Origin of the sequence: Nocardioides sp. NPDC059952 (genome assembly GCF_042730435.1) — a bacterium.
Lineage (GTDB): Bacteria > Actinomycetota > Actinomycetes > Propionibacteriales > Nocardioidaceae > Nocardioides.
Map to the genome: position 1 here is coordinate 10,926 of NZ_JBHWLY010000039.1, position 13,096 is coordinate 24,021.

Annotated in this window: 13 protein-coding genes; 8 read left to right on the forward strand and 5 right to left on the reverse strand. The window is 67.5% G+C overall.

Annotation, left to right across the window (positions count from 1 at the left end):
• The coding region (locus ACFV9G_RS17965) for a hypothetical protein (protein ID WP_378728857.1) at positions 1 to 214 on the reverse strand (214 nt) is incomplete at its 3' end.
• 869 nt (positions 215 to 1,083) lie between these two features.
• On the opposite strand from ACFV9G_RS17965, the gene ACFV9G_RS17970 reads away from it, so the two are divergent.
• Both ACFV9G_RS17970 and ACFV9G_RS17975 read left to right on the forward strand, forming a co-directional pair.
• Entirely contained in the window at positions 1,084 to 1,287 is a 204-nt protein-coding gene (locus ACFV9G_RS17970; protein WP_045548871.1) for a cold-shock protein, read from the forward strand.
• 231 nt (positions 1,288 to 1,518) lie between these two features.
• Positions 1,519 to 1,665, forward strand: a complete 147-nt coding sequence (locus ACFV9G_RS17975) for a hypothetical protein (RefSeq protein ID WP_008360628.1) — start codon at positions 1,519 to 1,521, stop codon at positions 1,663 to 1,665.
• A gap of 5 nt (positions 1,666 to 1,670) precedes the next feature.
• On the opposite strand, the gene ACFV9G_RS17980 is transcribed toward ACFV9G_RS17975, so the two are convergent.
• Complete coding sequence (locus ACFV9G_RS17980; protein WP_378728858.1) at positions 1,671 to 2,804, reverse strand: hypothetical protein; 1,134 nt, start codon at positions 2,802 to 2,804, stop codon at positions 1,671 to 1,673.
• 50 nt (positions 2,805 to 2,854) lie between these two features.
• On the opposite strand from ACFV9G_RS17980, the gene ACFV9G_RS17985 reads away from it, so the two are divergent.
• The 5 genes from ACFV9G_RS17985 (at position 2,855) to pstB (ending at position 7,914) form a co-directional block, all read left to right on the forward strand.
• Positions 2,855 to 3,721: an NUDIX domain-containing protein gene (locus ACFV9G_RS17985; protein WP_378728859.1), complete on the forward strand. Its 867-nt coding sequence runs from the start codon at positions 2,855 to 2,857 to the stop codon at positions 3,719 to 3,721.
• A gap of 176 nt (positions 3,722 to 3,897) precedes the next feature.
• Positions 3,898 to 4,995 (forward strand): phosphate ABC transporter substrate-binding protein PstS, encoded by a 1,098-nt coding sequence (locus tag ACFV9G_RS17990; RefSeq protein WP_378728860.1) that lies wholly within the window; start codon positions 3,898 to 3,900, stop codon positions 4,993 to 4,995.
• A 100-nt stretch (positions 4,996 to 5,095) separates the two neighbouring features.
• A complete protein-coding gene (gene pstC, locus ACFV9G_RS17995; RefSeq protein WP_378728861.1) occupies positions 5,096 to 6,064 on the forward strand; it encodes a phosphate ABC transporter permease subunit PstC in 969 nt (322 codons plus the stop codon).
• Positions 6,061 to 7,131 (forward strand): phosphate ABC transporter permease PstA, encoded by a 1,071-nt coding sequence (gene pstA, locus ACFV9G_RS18000; protein WP_378728862.1) that lies wholly within the window; start codon positions 6,061 to 6,063, stop codon positions 7,129 to 7,131. The genes pstC and pstA overlap by 4 nt, the downstream gene beginning before the upstream one ends.
• 9 nt (positions 7,132 to 7,140) lie before the next feature.
• Positions 7,141 to 7,914 carry a phosphate ABC transporter ATP-binding protein PstB gene (pstB, locus tag ACFV9G_RS18005; RefSeq protein ID WP_378728863.1) on the forward strand — a complete coding sequence of 258 codons (774 nt, stop codon included), beginning with the start codon at positions 7,141 to 7,143 and terminating at the stop codon, positions 7,912 to 7,914.
• 93 nt (positions 7,915 to 8,007) lie between these two features.
• Here pstB and ACFV9G_RS18010 read toward each other — a convergent pair whose 3' ends face one another.
• The 3 genes from ACFV9G_RS18010 to ACFV9G_RS18020 form a co-directional block, all read right to left on the reverse strand.
• A complete protein-coding gene (locus ACFV9G_RS18010) occupies positions 8,008 to 9,009 on the reverse strand; it encodes an anion permease (RefSeq protein WP_378728864.1) in 1,002 nt (333 codons plus the stop codon).
• Positions 9,010 to 9,013: 4 nt separating this feature from the next.
• Positions 9,014 to 9,631, reverse strand: coding sequence for a DUF47 domain-containing protein (locus ACFV9G_RS18015; RefSeq protein WP_091045846.1), 618 nt, complete (start codon positions 9,629 to 9,631; stop codon positions 9,014 to 9,016).
• An 81-nt stretch (positions 9,632 to 9,712) separates the two neighbouring features.
• Positions 9,713 to 11,908 (reverse strand): RNA degradosome polyphosphate kinase, encoded by a 2,196-nt coding sequence (locus tag ACFV9G_RS18020; RefSeq protein WP_378728865.1) that lies wholly within the window; start codon positions 11,906 to 11,908, stop codon positions 9,713 to 9,715.
• A 123-nt stretch (positions 11,909 to 12,031) separates the two neighbouring features.
• Here ACFV9G_RS18020 and ACFV9G_RS18025 point away from each other — a divergent pair, with 123 nt between their 5' ends.
• Positions 12,032 to 13,090: an alpha/beta hydrolase gene (locus ACFV9G_RS18025; RefSeq protein ID WP_378728866.1), complete on the forward strand. Its 1,059-nt coding sequence runs from the start codon at positions 12,032 to 12,034 to the stop codon at positions 13,088 to 13,090.
• Positions 13,091 to 13,096 lie beyond the last annotated feature (6 nt).

Sequence of the window (13,096 nt, forward strand, 5' to 3'; positions counted from 1 at the left end):
TGGCGTGCTCCATGGCTCGGGCGAGCTTCGACATCGACCCGGTGGTCGCGAGGATGTGGGCGGACCACTGGTCGGTCTTGACGTTGGCCGTGGCGTGCTCCATGGCTCGGGCGAGCTTCGACATCGACCCGGTGGTCGCGAGGATGTGGGCGGACCACTGGTCGGTCTTGACGTTGGCCGTGGCGTGCTCCATGGCTCGGGTCATCTTCGACATCGGCTCTTCGGCCACTCTTCCCCCTGAAGATGGTGACGCTGGACAGCTCAATGATATATGTCGGCACCGACATCGTTCGCCTGGCTGATGGCCGTCGATCGGATGGTGGTGGCCCGTCGCGATGCGCACAGCGGGCAGTGTCGAAGGTCACTATGACGGTGCGGCGTAATCAGCCGCCGCGCTATTCGATGTAACTGTCGATGCCAGTTCTCGGGCGGCCAGGGCGCAACCGGTCGAGGGCGGCCTCGCAAGCCGCGGCCTCGGCGGTCAGCTCGTGGGGCTCGTTGCGCATCGAGCTGCTCGCCGAATGAGGGTCGAACGAAGGTCAACCCAGCGGTGATCCAGGAGTAGCGCAACCAGTTGGAGGCGAGCGGATCCTGAGGGGCGCGCGCCCTAGTTCTCCCCCGAGACGGTGGTGTTGTCGCGTCCAGGCTGGTCAGAGCGTGCTGAGCGATCCACCTTTAATCCATGGGTCGTCGGTTCGAGACCGACACGGCCTACCAGATCAGACCCTCGCCCGGCCTCGGGCGGGGGTCTTCTGCTCTCCGGAAGCGCCCCGAAACCCGGGGGCGTACGTTCTGCTGGGCGGTCGTTTCGCGGCTCTGTTGCGCAACCTTCACCGCTTCGCGCGTAAAACGATCGGTCAAGGGGGGTTCGCTCAGGCGCGTGAGTTGCTAGTGTCACTCCCGCAACAGGTGCAAGTTCCAGAAGGTCTGACGCCTGCGGAGTTTGTGATCCAACGGCGTTTCTGCTCTGTGCCCGCCCGGACCCCGGTCCGGGAACACAGGTCGGAGCGACGTGTCACCCGCCCCTGATGCGGGGCTGCCGAACCTGGTGGCCTCTCGCCCCGACTAAGGAGTAACGAGCAGATGGCTCAGGGCACCGTTAAGTGGTTCAACGCCGAGAAGGGCTTCGGCTTCATTGCGCAGGAGGACGGCGGCGACGACGTCTTCGTTCACTACTCTGCGATTCAGACCAACGGCTACAAGTCGCTGGACGAGAACCAGAAGGTCGAGTTCGACGTCACGCAGGGTCCGAAGGGCCCGCAGGCGGAGAACGTTCGCCCTCTCTGAAACAAGTAAGAAGATCTCGGGTTCGGCACCTGCCGACGCTGATCATCTGCAACGAGGCCCCAGCCGTTCGGCTGGGGCCTCGTGGTCTGATTGGAGCCCTCTCAGGCTTCTGTGTCACGCTTGATGTGACAACTTTTGATGGTTCTTGGTGGATCAGCGCGCAGATACCCCAAGACTGGGCGATGATGTGAAGACGAGTCTTTCGAGCGTGACGTTGAGGAGGTGGCGGGCGTGGCTGATCAGTTCGATGTGACGCTGGAAGATCCCGAGCTCCTCCTCGAGGTCGAGCTCACGACCAACCTCATCGTCGCCGCCAGCGAGTCCGAGGATCACCTCTCCCAGGACGAGATCGACCGCATCCTCGGGATCATCCCCTAAAGACGTCAGCAGGTCGCGAAGAGCAGCGGTCCGTTCGCGAGGTCGGAGAGCACGGGCGTGCCGTCCTTCGGCCGCAGCTGCATGGTGACGACCTCGTCCTCGGCCGCGACCTTCCCGAGCTCGAACCGCTCGTCGAAGGTGCCGCCCTGGCCGGGCGCCGGACCGACGGCGAGCTTGGCCCGGGTGTCGGCGTTCGTACGCGCCTGGTCGTCGTTCTCGAACGACATCGCGACGCGTACGTCCCCGTTCGACTCCGCCGCCATGGCGAAGCCCGCGATCGGGTTGATGTCGCCGGCGGCGTCGACGAGACCGTCGGCCTGGTCCTGGTCGGCGGCCGAGGCGCCCGCCAGCCCGATCTCGCTGCAGGTGAAGTCGCCGTCGTAGACGAAGGCCGAGAGAGGGTCGCCGAGCCGGTCGGCGGCGTCGGTCATCGGCTCGTGCAGGTCGCCGTCGCCGAGGCTCTCGACCTGGTCGCTCAGGTAGCGCCGGCCGTCCGAGGCCAGGATGAGGTCGTGCTCGGGCAGAAAGGCGATGTAGGTGAGCTGCGGGCTGATCGTCGAGTCGATCCCGGAGTCGGTGAAGCTGGAGAACGGGACCAAGGTGCCGTCCCAGACGCCGCCGTCCGCCGGGTCGTCCTCAGGGGCGGTGAAACCCATCGACGTGAGCTGCTCGACGAGGTGGTCGGCGTCCATGTCCTCGAGGTGTCCGACCATGAGCGCTCCATCGGTCGACTGGGTGTAGAGCTCCCAGTCGAGGGTCGCCGGTGACCAGCCGAAGTGCTGCTGCAGCAGGCCGGAGGCGTCGGGGAGCACCGAGGTCGAGGTGAGGTCCTTCGTATAGGCGGAGTCGACCATCTCGTGGACCTCCTCCGGTGTGGAGTCGGCATCGAGGTCGGCGCCGACGCTCTTGCGGATGCCCGTCCAGTCGGTGAAGGAGACCCGCGTCGCCTCGGCGGGGGCCAGCCGCAGCGCCTCGTCGAGGTCGCCGCCGCGGGTCGCCCATGCGCGAGCGAGGAAGACGACGAGCGCAACGACGACGACGCCGACCGCGATGGTCCACAACGGGTGGGCGCGTACGACTCGGGACGACCGGCCGGCCCACGCCCTGGGGCGGCCGAGAAGCTGGGGGGTGCTGAGCATTGCGACGAACCTTAGACGAATCAGCCGCCTTCTCGACATACCCTGGGCGCATGCCCGAGATACCGGCCGCCGGCGTAGTGGTTCTTCGCGAGCACGACAACCTGTCGGAGGTGGCACTGGTCCACAGGCCCAAGTACGACGACTGGTCCTTCCCCAAGGGAAAGGTCGACCCCGGCGAGACGGTGCCGGTGGCCGCGATCCGCGAGGTGCGCGAGGAGACGGGCCTGCGGGTCGCCCTCGGTCGCCCGCTCCAGCCGCAGCGCTATCCCGTCGAGGCGGGGCAGAAGGTGGTCCACTACTGGGTCGGCCGCACCGCTGCCGGCGCCGACGACGATGTCGACGGCTACCTGATCAACGACGAGATCGACGACGTCGAGTGGCTCCCGGTCGAGATGGCGCAGACGCGGCTCACCTACCCGCACGATCGGGCGACGCTGCAGCAGGCCGAGGACGTACGCGATCCCACCACGCCCCTCGTGGTCCTCCGTCACGCCTCGTCCGTCGGCCGTTCGGCCTGGTCGGGTACAGACGACGAGCGGCCGCTCGACGACACCGGACGGGCCCAGTCGGTCACCCTCGCCGGCCTGCTGATGGCCTACGACATCCGCCGGGTGATCACCTCGCCGAGCGTCCGCTGCGCGCAGTCCGTCGCGCCGTACGCAGGGCTCGCAGGCGTCGCGTCCGAGCACGTGAGACAGCTGAGCGAGGAGGACGCGGACGGAGGTAGCGTGTCGGCCCTGGCCGCGGAGACCCTGCGTGATCTGGCCGTTCCGACGGTGATCTGCACGCACCGACCGGTGCTGCCGTGGGTCTTCGAGGGACTGGGCATGCGCGACGCGAAGCTGGCGAAGGGCGAGCTGATGGTGCTGCACGTGCGCGCGGGTGAAGTGCGTGCTGTTGAGGCATTTCAGGTCTAACAGAGGCCTGAGGCCTGCCTGTTCATCTCCTGTGCCCGGAACCGACACTGATTTGCCACCGACTTTGTGTTCCTCGTTCAGCCTGCGTTCACCTTCACCGAGTTTCCCGTCCACCTCGGCTCCCTACGGTCATCGCGACAACTCCGAATCGACTGCATCATCATCAGGAGAATTGCGTGAACACCACCTCGCTGCGCCGGGCACTCGTCCCGGGCATCACGGCTGCGGCCCTCGCTCTCGCTATCAGCGCCTGCGGCGCTGCCAACGAGCCGACGGGTGACAGCGAAGGCGAAGGCACCCTCTCGGGCACCATCAAGGGTGGAGGCGCCTCCTCGCAGGAGAAGGGCCAGGCGTCGTGGGTCGCCGGCATCCAGGACGCGAACCCCGACCTCAGCGTCGTCTACGAGCCGGTCGGTTCCGGCTCGGGTCGCGAAGGCTTCATCTCCGGCGGTTACCTCTTCGCCGGCACCGACTCCGCGCTCAACGACGAAGAGGGCGAGCTGACCAAGGCCAAGGAGAAGTGCGGCGCCGACCCGATCCAGGTCCCGGCGTACGTCTCCCCGATCGCCGTGGCGTTCAACCTCGACGGCGTCGACGAGCTGAACCTCGACGGTGCGACCCTGACCGGCATCTTCGCGGGCAAGATCACCAAGTGGAACGACAAGGCGATCGCCGCGCTCAACCCGGACGCCACGCTTCCCGACAGCGCCATCACCCCGGTTCACCGCTCCGACGACTCGGGCACGCAGGAGAACTTCACCAAGTACCTCGAGGCCGCCGGTGGCTGGACCTTCGAGCCCGACGGTGAGTGGCCGGCCGACATCAAGGTCGGCGAGGGTGCCGACGGCACCTCCGGTGTCGTGACCGCCCTGCAGGGCGCCGGCTACATCGGCTTCCTGGACGAGTCCGCCGCTCGCGAGAACGACCTGACCACGGTCAACGTCAAGGTCGGCGAGGACTATGTCGCGCCGTCCGCCGAGGCCGCCGCCAAGGTTCTGGCCGCGTCGAAGCCCGCCGGTCTGACCGACAACGACCTGGCCTACGACCTCGCCCGCGACACCACCGAGGCCGGCGTCTACCCGGTCGTGCTGGTCTCCTACCTGCTGGCCTGCCCGACCTACGAGAACGCCGAGGACGCGGCCAACGTGAAGGGCTACCTGGAGTACATCCTCTCCGAGGAGGGCCAGCAGGTCTCCGCCGACGAGGCCGGCTCCGCGCCGCTCGACCGCGAGATCGCCGACAAGGCGCTCGACCTGGTCGGCGGCATCAAGTAAGTGCCGGTACGCCTGACCTGATCGCCGTTCGGGCGGTGGCTGCGGCCGCCGCCCGTACGGCTGTCTTAAGAACCTAGACAAGAAAGTCGAGGAATGCCTTGTGACTGTCGCCGCTGACCCCGGCGCCGACCCGGGCGCCGGTGCCGATTCTGGCCAGAAGTCGGAGCTGTCCGGCCGCGGCTCGGCGGGTGATGTCGTCTTCCGGGGCCTCGCCGTCGCCGCCGCCTCCCTGATCCTGGTGGCGCTGGCAGCCGTGTTCATCTTCCTGGGGATCGAGGGCATCCCGGGCTTCAATGTGGACCCGCAGCACTACAGCGGCCAGGGCTCGTTCCTGGGCCTGGTGGTGCCGCTGCTGTTCGCCACCATGTACGCCGCCGTCCTGGCCCTGATCATCGCGGTGCCCTTCTCCGTGGCGATCGCCCTGTTCATCAGCCACTACGCGCCGCGGCGGATCGCCGCCCCGGTGGCGTACATCATCGACCTGCTCGCCGCGGTGCCGTCGGTCGTCTTCGGCCTGTGGGGTGCGGTCGCGCTCGGCCCCTACCTGGTGCCGGCCCACGCCTGGCTCGCCGAGAACCTCGGTTGGCTGCCGTTCTTCGACGGCCAGCCCTCCGGCAACGGCCGTACGTTGTTCACCGCCGCGATCGTGCTGGCGGTGATGATCCTGCCGATCATCACCTCGATCTGCCGCGAGGTCTTCGCTCAGACCCCCCGTCTGCACGAAGAGGCCGCGCTGGCGCTCGGTGCCACCCGCTGGGAGATGGTCCGCTACGCGGTCTTCCCCTACGCCCGCTCGGGCATGGTCTCCGCGGTCATGCTCGGCCTCGGTCGTGCTCTCGGTGAGACGATGGCGATCGCGATGATCGCCTCGCCGAAGGTCATCATCTCGCTGTTCATCATCGGCACCCAGAACCCGCAGACCATCGCGGCGTACATCGCCCAGGGCTACAAAGAGAGCACGCCCGACCGGCTGTCGGTGCTGATCGCGACCGGCCTGGTGCTGTTCGCCTTCACCTTCCTGGTCAACGCACTCGCCCGCTGGATCGTCGCCCGAGGGAGGGCCAAGTGAGCAATATCGACCCTTCCGTGAACGACCTGGCCGAGGAAGAGGCCCAGTTGTCCCACGCCACGCTTCCGCGTGGTGCCCAGTGGCTGGTCGGCGTCGCCGCGGTCGCCCTCGGCGGACTGGCCCTGGTGCTCGGTGTGAGCATCGTCGGAGCCGCCGTCATCGCCGTGCTCGGGTTCCTGATCGGCTACCCGCTGTGGGCGCTGCTCGTGGAGAACCGGCGCTCGGCGACCGACAAGCTCGTCACCGGTCTCGTGTGGACGGCCTTCGGGGTCGCGGTGATCCCGCTGATCTGGCTGGTCTACATGGTCGTCGCCCGCGGCGCATCGGTCATCAGCCCGGAGTTCCTCACCTTCTCGATGCGCTCGGTCACCGGCGACGAGCAGGGCGGTCTCTACCACGCGCTGATCGGCACCCTGATCGTCACCGGCATCGCCGCGGTGATCTCGATCCCGATCGGCATCATGACCGCGATCTACCTGATCGAGTACGGCAAGGGGAACCGCCTCGCCAAGGCGATCACCTTCCTGGTCGACGTCATGACCGGCATCCCGTCGATCGTCGCGGGTCTGTTCGCGTTCGCGCTCTTCACCCTGATCGTCGGGCCGGGCACGCGCTTCGGCTTCGGCGGCGGTGTCGCGCTCTCGCTGCTGATGATCCCGACCGTGGTCCGCTCCACCGAGGAGATGCTCAAGCTGGTCCCCGACGACCTGCGGGAGGCGGCGTACGCCCTCGGGGTGCCGAAGTGGCGCACCATCACCAAGATGGTGCTCCCGACCGCCATCGGCGGCATCGTCACCGGTGTCGTGCTCGCGATCTCACGCGTGATCGGCGAGACCGCGCCGCTGCTGGTTGCCTCGGGGTTCAACCCCAACCTGAACACCAGCGCCTTCGATGACAGCCCGATGATGACCGTGCCGGTCTTCATCTACACCCAGCTGTCCGAGGCCACGGAGAAGGGCGTCTCGTACGCCTGGGGTGGAGCACTCGTGCTCTTCATCCTCGTCATGGTCCTCAACCTCATCGCCCGTATCGTCGGCACGATCTTTGCCCCCAAGACCGGGCGCTAGGAGAAACACATGTCCATCCAAGTCAAGGACGCCAGCATCTTCTACGGCGACTTCAAGGCCGTCGAGGACGTCTCCATGTCCATCAAGCCGAAGTCGGTGACCGCCTTCATCGGGCCCTCCGGCTGCGGCAAGTCGACCTTCCTGCGCACGCTCAACCGGATGCACGAGGTCATCCCCGGTGCGTACGTCGAGGGGAAGATCCAGATCGCCGGCCAGGACATCTACGGGCCGAACGTCGACCCGGTGGCCGTACGCCGCAAGGTCGGCATGGTCTTCCAGCGGCCCAACCCGTTCCCGACGATGTCGATCTACGACAACGTGCTCGCCGGCAACAAGCTCAACTCCAAGCGGATCAGGAAGTCCGAGGCGGACTCGATCGTGGAGGGCGCACTGCGCGGCGCCAACCTGTGGAACGAGGTCAAGGACCGTCTCGGCAAGCCCGGCATGGGCCTCTCGGGTGGTCAGCAGCAGCGGCTCTGCATCGCCCGTGCGATCGCGGTCCAGCCGGAGGTGCTGCTGATGGACGAGCCGTGCTCGGCCCTCGACCCGATCTCGACCGCCGCGATCGAGGACCTCATCCACGAGCTGAAGTCCGACTACACGATCGTGATCGTCACCCACAACATGCAGCAGGCGGCCCGTGTCTCCGACGACACCGGCTTCTTCAACCTGAAGGCCGCCGGCCAGCCGGGTCACCTGGTGGAGTTCAACCCCACCAAGCAGATGTTCACCAAGCCGGACAACGCCGACACCGAGGCGTACATCTCCGGCCGGTTCGGCTAAATCTGGTGAAGCCGAGTCGGCGCATCTGACCCCGTGTCTCGCGAAGCGAAGCGAGCGAGAGGGGTCGGATGCGCCGACTCGGCGTTGTTGCTTCTACGGCAGCTGAAATACGAAGTGGCAGAGCAGGTAGGTCAGGGCTGCGACACCACCGGCCGCGGGGAAGGTGAAGATCCAGGCGGCGACGATCGACTTCGCGATACCCCAGCGGACCGCTGAGAACCGCTTGGTCGCGCCGACACCCATGATCGCCGAGGTGATCGTGTGGGTGGTCGAGATCGGGGCCTCCCAGACGTACGCCGTGGTGTAGAGCACCGAGGCGGCGACCGACTCGGCGGCGAAGCCGCGGGAGGGGTCCAGGTGGATGATGCGACGCCCGAGGGTGCGCATGATGCGCCAGCCGCCGGACATGGTGCCGAGAGAGATCGCGGTCGCAGCCGCGGCGATGACCCAGAGCGGAAGAGGGTCGCCCTCGGAGAGGAAACCGCCGGTGACCAGGGCGAGGAAGATGACGCCCATCGTCTTCTGGGCGTCCTGGAGGCCGTGGCCGAGGGCCATCGCGGCGGCCGAGATCGTCTGCGCGATCCGGAAGCCCTTCTGGGCCTTGTGCTGGTTGGCGCGGCGGAAGATCCACATGATGGCGAGCATCACGCCGAAGCCGAGGCCGAAGGCGACCACGGGGGACACGAACATCGGGATGACGACCTTCTCCAGCACCGTCATCCAGTTGACGAACGCGCCGGCGGCGATCGCCGAACCGGCCAGGCCACCGATGAGCGCGTGCGACGATGACGAGGGGAGGCCGAAGTACCAGGTGATCATGTTCCAGGCGATCGCGCCGAGCAGGCCGGCCATCACGACGGTCAGACCATGTGCCCCTGATGGTGGCGTGATGGTGTCGGAGACGGTGTGGGCGACCTTCTGGCCCAGGAAGGCGCCGACGAAGTTCATCACCGCCGCGAGCAGGAGGGCGATGCGCGGCGTGAGCGCGCGCGTGGACACGGAGGTCGCGATGGCGTTGGCTGCGTCGTGGAAGCCGTTGGTGTAGTCGAAGACCAGGGCGACGACGACCACCGCGATGACGATGGCAAGTTCCACGGTGTCAGGATTCCTTGACGGCGATCTGCTCGACGGTGTTCGCGACCTTCTCGAAGCCGTCGATCGCGTCCTCGAGTGACTCGACGATGTCCTTCAGCTTGAGGACCTCCATCGCGTCGTACTCACCGGAGAAGAGCTTGGCGAGGATGCGGCGGTGGTTCTTGTCGCCCTGGTTCTCGAGACGGTTGATCTCGATCCAGTACTCGGAGAGCTCCTTCATGGAGCGCAGCTTGGGCATCGCCGCCGCGGTCAGCTCGGCGCAGCGCTGGAGCACGGTGACCTGGTCCGAGAGCTCGGGGGGCAGGATGTTGACGCCGTAGACGAAGATCTGGTCGACGACCTCGTCCATCGAGTCCATCACGTCGTCGAGACCGGAGCCGAGGGCGTAGATGTCCTCGCGGTCGAACGGCGTGACGAAGGTCGAGTTGACCTTCTTGACGATCTCGTGGGTGGACTCGTCGGCGGCGTGCTCCGCGTCGCGCATACGTCGCGCGACGTCCTCGCGATCGGCTGTGTCGCTGAGCATCTCGGCGAGCAGCGAGACACCGCCGACGAGGTGGTTGGCGGACTCGGTGAACAGGTCGTAGAACGACGTGTCGACCGGGCGGATTCGGAAACGCACGGGGGGCTCCTGGCTGGATGAGGCAGACCTGCGGGCTCATGTTAGGCGAGTCCGCTTGACACGACGAAAGCCAGGGCGTGTTCAGCCTGTCGCGGCGCGCCTGCGCTGGCGCTGCCGTGTGATCAACATCGCCTGCAGGTGGTCGGGAGCGTGGTTTCGGGCCCACGTTCCGTCGGGGCCGAGGATCCAGGCGTCCGTGGTCGGTTCGAATGCCAGGTCGAACAGTGCGCCGACCTCGGCCACGAGCTCCGGGGTGGGGAGGCGTACGAGGGCCTCGACCCGGCGGTCGAGGTTGCGGTGCATCATGTCGGCCGAGCCGATCCAGGCGGTCGGTCCGTCGCCGTCCTCGGTGGCGCCGTTCTCGAACCAGAAGATCCGGGAGTGCTCCAGGAAGCGGCCCAGGATCGAGCGCACCTCGATGGTCTCGCTGAGTCCCTCCACGCCGGGACGGAGCGCGCAGATGCCCCGGACCAGGAGCTGCACGGGCACGCCCGCCTGGGAGGCCAGGTAGAGCGCGTCGATGATCGCCTCGTCGACCACCGAGTTGGCCTTGAGCCGAATCCTCGCCGGGCGCCCCGCCAGGTGGTGGGCGATCTCGGCGTGGATCTGCTCGATCAGGCCGTTGCGTACGTTGCCGGGGGCCACCAGAAGCTGCTCGTACGTCGCCTCCCGGCTCCAGCCGGAGAGGTTGTTGAACAGGTGGGCGACGTCCTCGCCGATCTCCTCGTTGGTGGTGATCAGCCCCATGTCCTCATAGAGCCTGGAGGTCTTCGGGTTGTAGTTGCCGGTGCCGATGTGGGTGTAGCGGCGGATCGTGCCGTCGGGCTCCTCGCGGACCACCATCGCCAGCTTGCAGTGGGTCTTCAGGCCGACCAGGCCGTAGACCACGTGACAGCCGGCCTGCTCGAGCTTGCGCGCCCAGCGGATGTTGGCCACCTCGTCGAAGCGGGCCTTGATCTCGACCAGCACCAGCACCTGCTTGCCGGCCTCGGCGGCGTCGATCAGGGCGTCGATGATGGGGGAGTCGCCGGAGGTGCGGTAGAGGGTCTGCTTGATCGCCAGCACCCGCGGGTCGGCCGCGGCCTGCTCGATGAAGCGCTGCACGCTGGTCGCGAACGAGTCGTAGGGATGCTGGAGGAGTACGTCACCACGGCGAGCCGCCTTGAAGACGTCGACCGGCGCGGCGCTCTCGACCGGCGCGAGCGCCGGGTGCGTGCTCGGCACGAAGGCCGGATACTTCAGCTGCTCGCGGTCGATGTCGGCGATGCCGTGCAGTCCGCGTAGGTCGAGCGGACCGGGCAGCCGGAAGACCTCCTTGTCGGAGATGCCGAGCTCGGAGACCAGCAGGTCGAGCGTCGAGTCGGTCATCGACTCCTGCACCTCGAGGCGAACGGGAGGGCCGAAGCGCCGCCTGAGCAGCTCCTTCTCCAGTGCGGTGAGGAGGTTCTCGGTGTCGTCCTCCTCGACCTCGAGATCCTCGTTGCGAGTGACCCGGAAGGTGTGCACCTCGAGGATCTCCATGCCCGGGAACAGCTTGGACAGGCGCTCGCTCATGACCTCCTCGAGCGGCACGAAGCGGTCGTTGCCCAGCGGCACGAAGCGGCTGAAGATCGGCGGGACCTTCACCCGGGCGAAGTGCTTCTTCTTGGTCTTCGGGTCCCGCAGCCGGACGGCGAGGTTGAGCGAGAGGCCGGAGATGTAGGGGAACGGGTGGGCCGGGTCCACCGCGAGCGGCGTCAGCACCGGGTAGACCCGCTCCTTGAACAGCTTCTTGCAGGCCTTGACCTCCTCAGGGGTGAGGTCCTCCCAGTGCAGCAGCTGGATGCCCTCCTCGAGCAGCGCCGGCTTGATCTTGCCGCGGAACACCTCGGCATGCCGCTCGGAGAGCTCCCGGGTCTTCTTCCAGATCAGCTCGAGGACCTCCCGCGGCATCAGGCCGGAAGCGGCCTTGACCGCCACCCCCGCCGCGATCCGCCGCTTCAGGCCTGCCACCCGGACCATGAAGAACTCGTCCAGGTTGGAGGTGAAGATCGCCAGGAAACGTACGCGCTCCAGCAGCGGCAGCGTCTCGTCCTCCGCCAGCTCCAGCACGCGCTCGTTGAACCGCAGCCAGGACAGCTCGCGGTCGAGGAACCGGTCCTCGTACTTCTCGACCTCGGCCAGCGCCTCATGATCGGGGATGTATTCGGGCTCGACGTCGAACGGCTGGTCGGGAACCGCGGTCAGGCTCACGGTGTCCTCGGCCGACCGGGTGGGGGCCTGCGGGTCGAGACTCATGGGACCAGTGTGACTCACCTGCGTGTCCTGCGGGGAGACTCGATCCGAACTCTGACCGCTGGACCGGTCGTCTGGTGAACTTACCTGTTACACGATGTCCCTACTAGCGGGTAGTTTGGGCGCATGTCGATTCTTGCGCGTGCGTCGTCCGTGATCGATCCGCTGACGGCGCCGGTGGTGACCCGGATCAAGGGCCTGGCGTTCGAGGGGGCGTTGAACCTGCCGGCCGCGGCGCAGCGGCGGCTCGTCGGCAAGCCGGTGACGTACGACGGTCAGACGCTCGCGGTGGACACGCAGATCATGCTCGCGCTGATGAAGGTGTCGGGGGAGCCGGACCCGTCGACGCTGCCGATCCCGAAGGGGCGGGTGGCGCTGTCGCGGCAGTCGCAGCTCGGGGGTGGTCGTCAGGAGATCGGGTCGGTGCGCGAGCTCTGGGCCGCGGGGCTGAAGGCGCGGCTCTACGTCCCGGAGGGTGCCTCGGGCAACGCGCCGCTGCTGGTCTTCCTGCACGGCGGCGGTTTCATCTTCGGTGACCTCGACTCCCACGACGCCCCCTGCCGTCTGCTGGCCAGTGAGTCGGGCGTCAAGGTGCTCTCGATCGACTACCGGCTGGCGCCGGAGGCACCGTTCCCGGCGGCGTACGACGACTCGGTCGCGGCGTTCCGGTGGGCGGTCGAGCATGCGGCCGAGCTCGGTGCGGACCCGGCCCGGATCGGGGTCGGCGGCGACTCCGCCGGCGGCAACCTGGCGGCCGGGGTCGCGCTCGCGGTCGGCGAGGACTGCGCCTTCCAGCTGCTCATCTACCCGGTGACGCAGTCGGAGGCGGCGACCAAGAGCCGCGAGGACCTCAGGGAGGGCTTCTACCTGACCGCCGACTTCATCGCGGCCGCCACCGACAACTACCTGCCCGCGGGCATCGACCGCCGCGACCCGCGCCACGCCCCGCTGTACGCGGAGATCCCGGCGACCGGGATCGCCCCGGCGTACGTCGCGACCGCGGGTTTCGACCCGCTGCGCGACGAGGGCGAGGCGTACGCCGCCAAGCTCGAGGAGGCCGGGGTCAAGGTCGCGCACAAGCGCTTCGCCGACCAGATCCATGGGTTCCTGAATGTGGTCGGCGCCGGGCGTACGTCTCGCGCTGCCGTGCTCGAGCTCGCGCAGGTCCTGCGCGACAACCTCTGAGGCTGG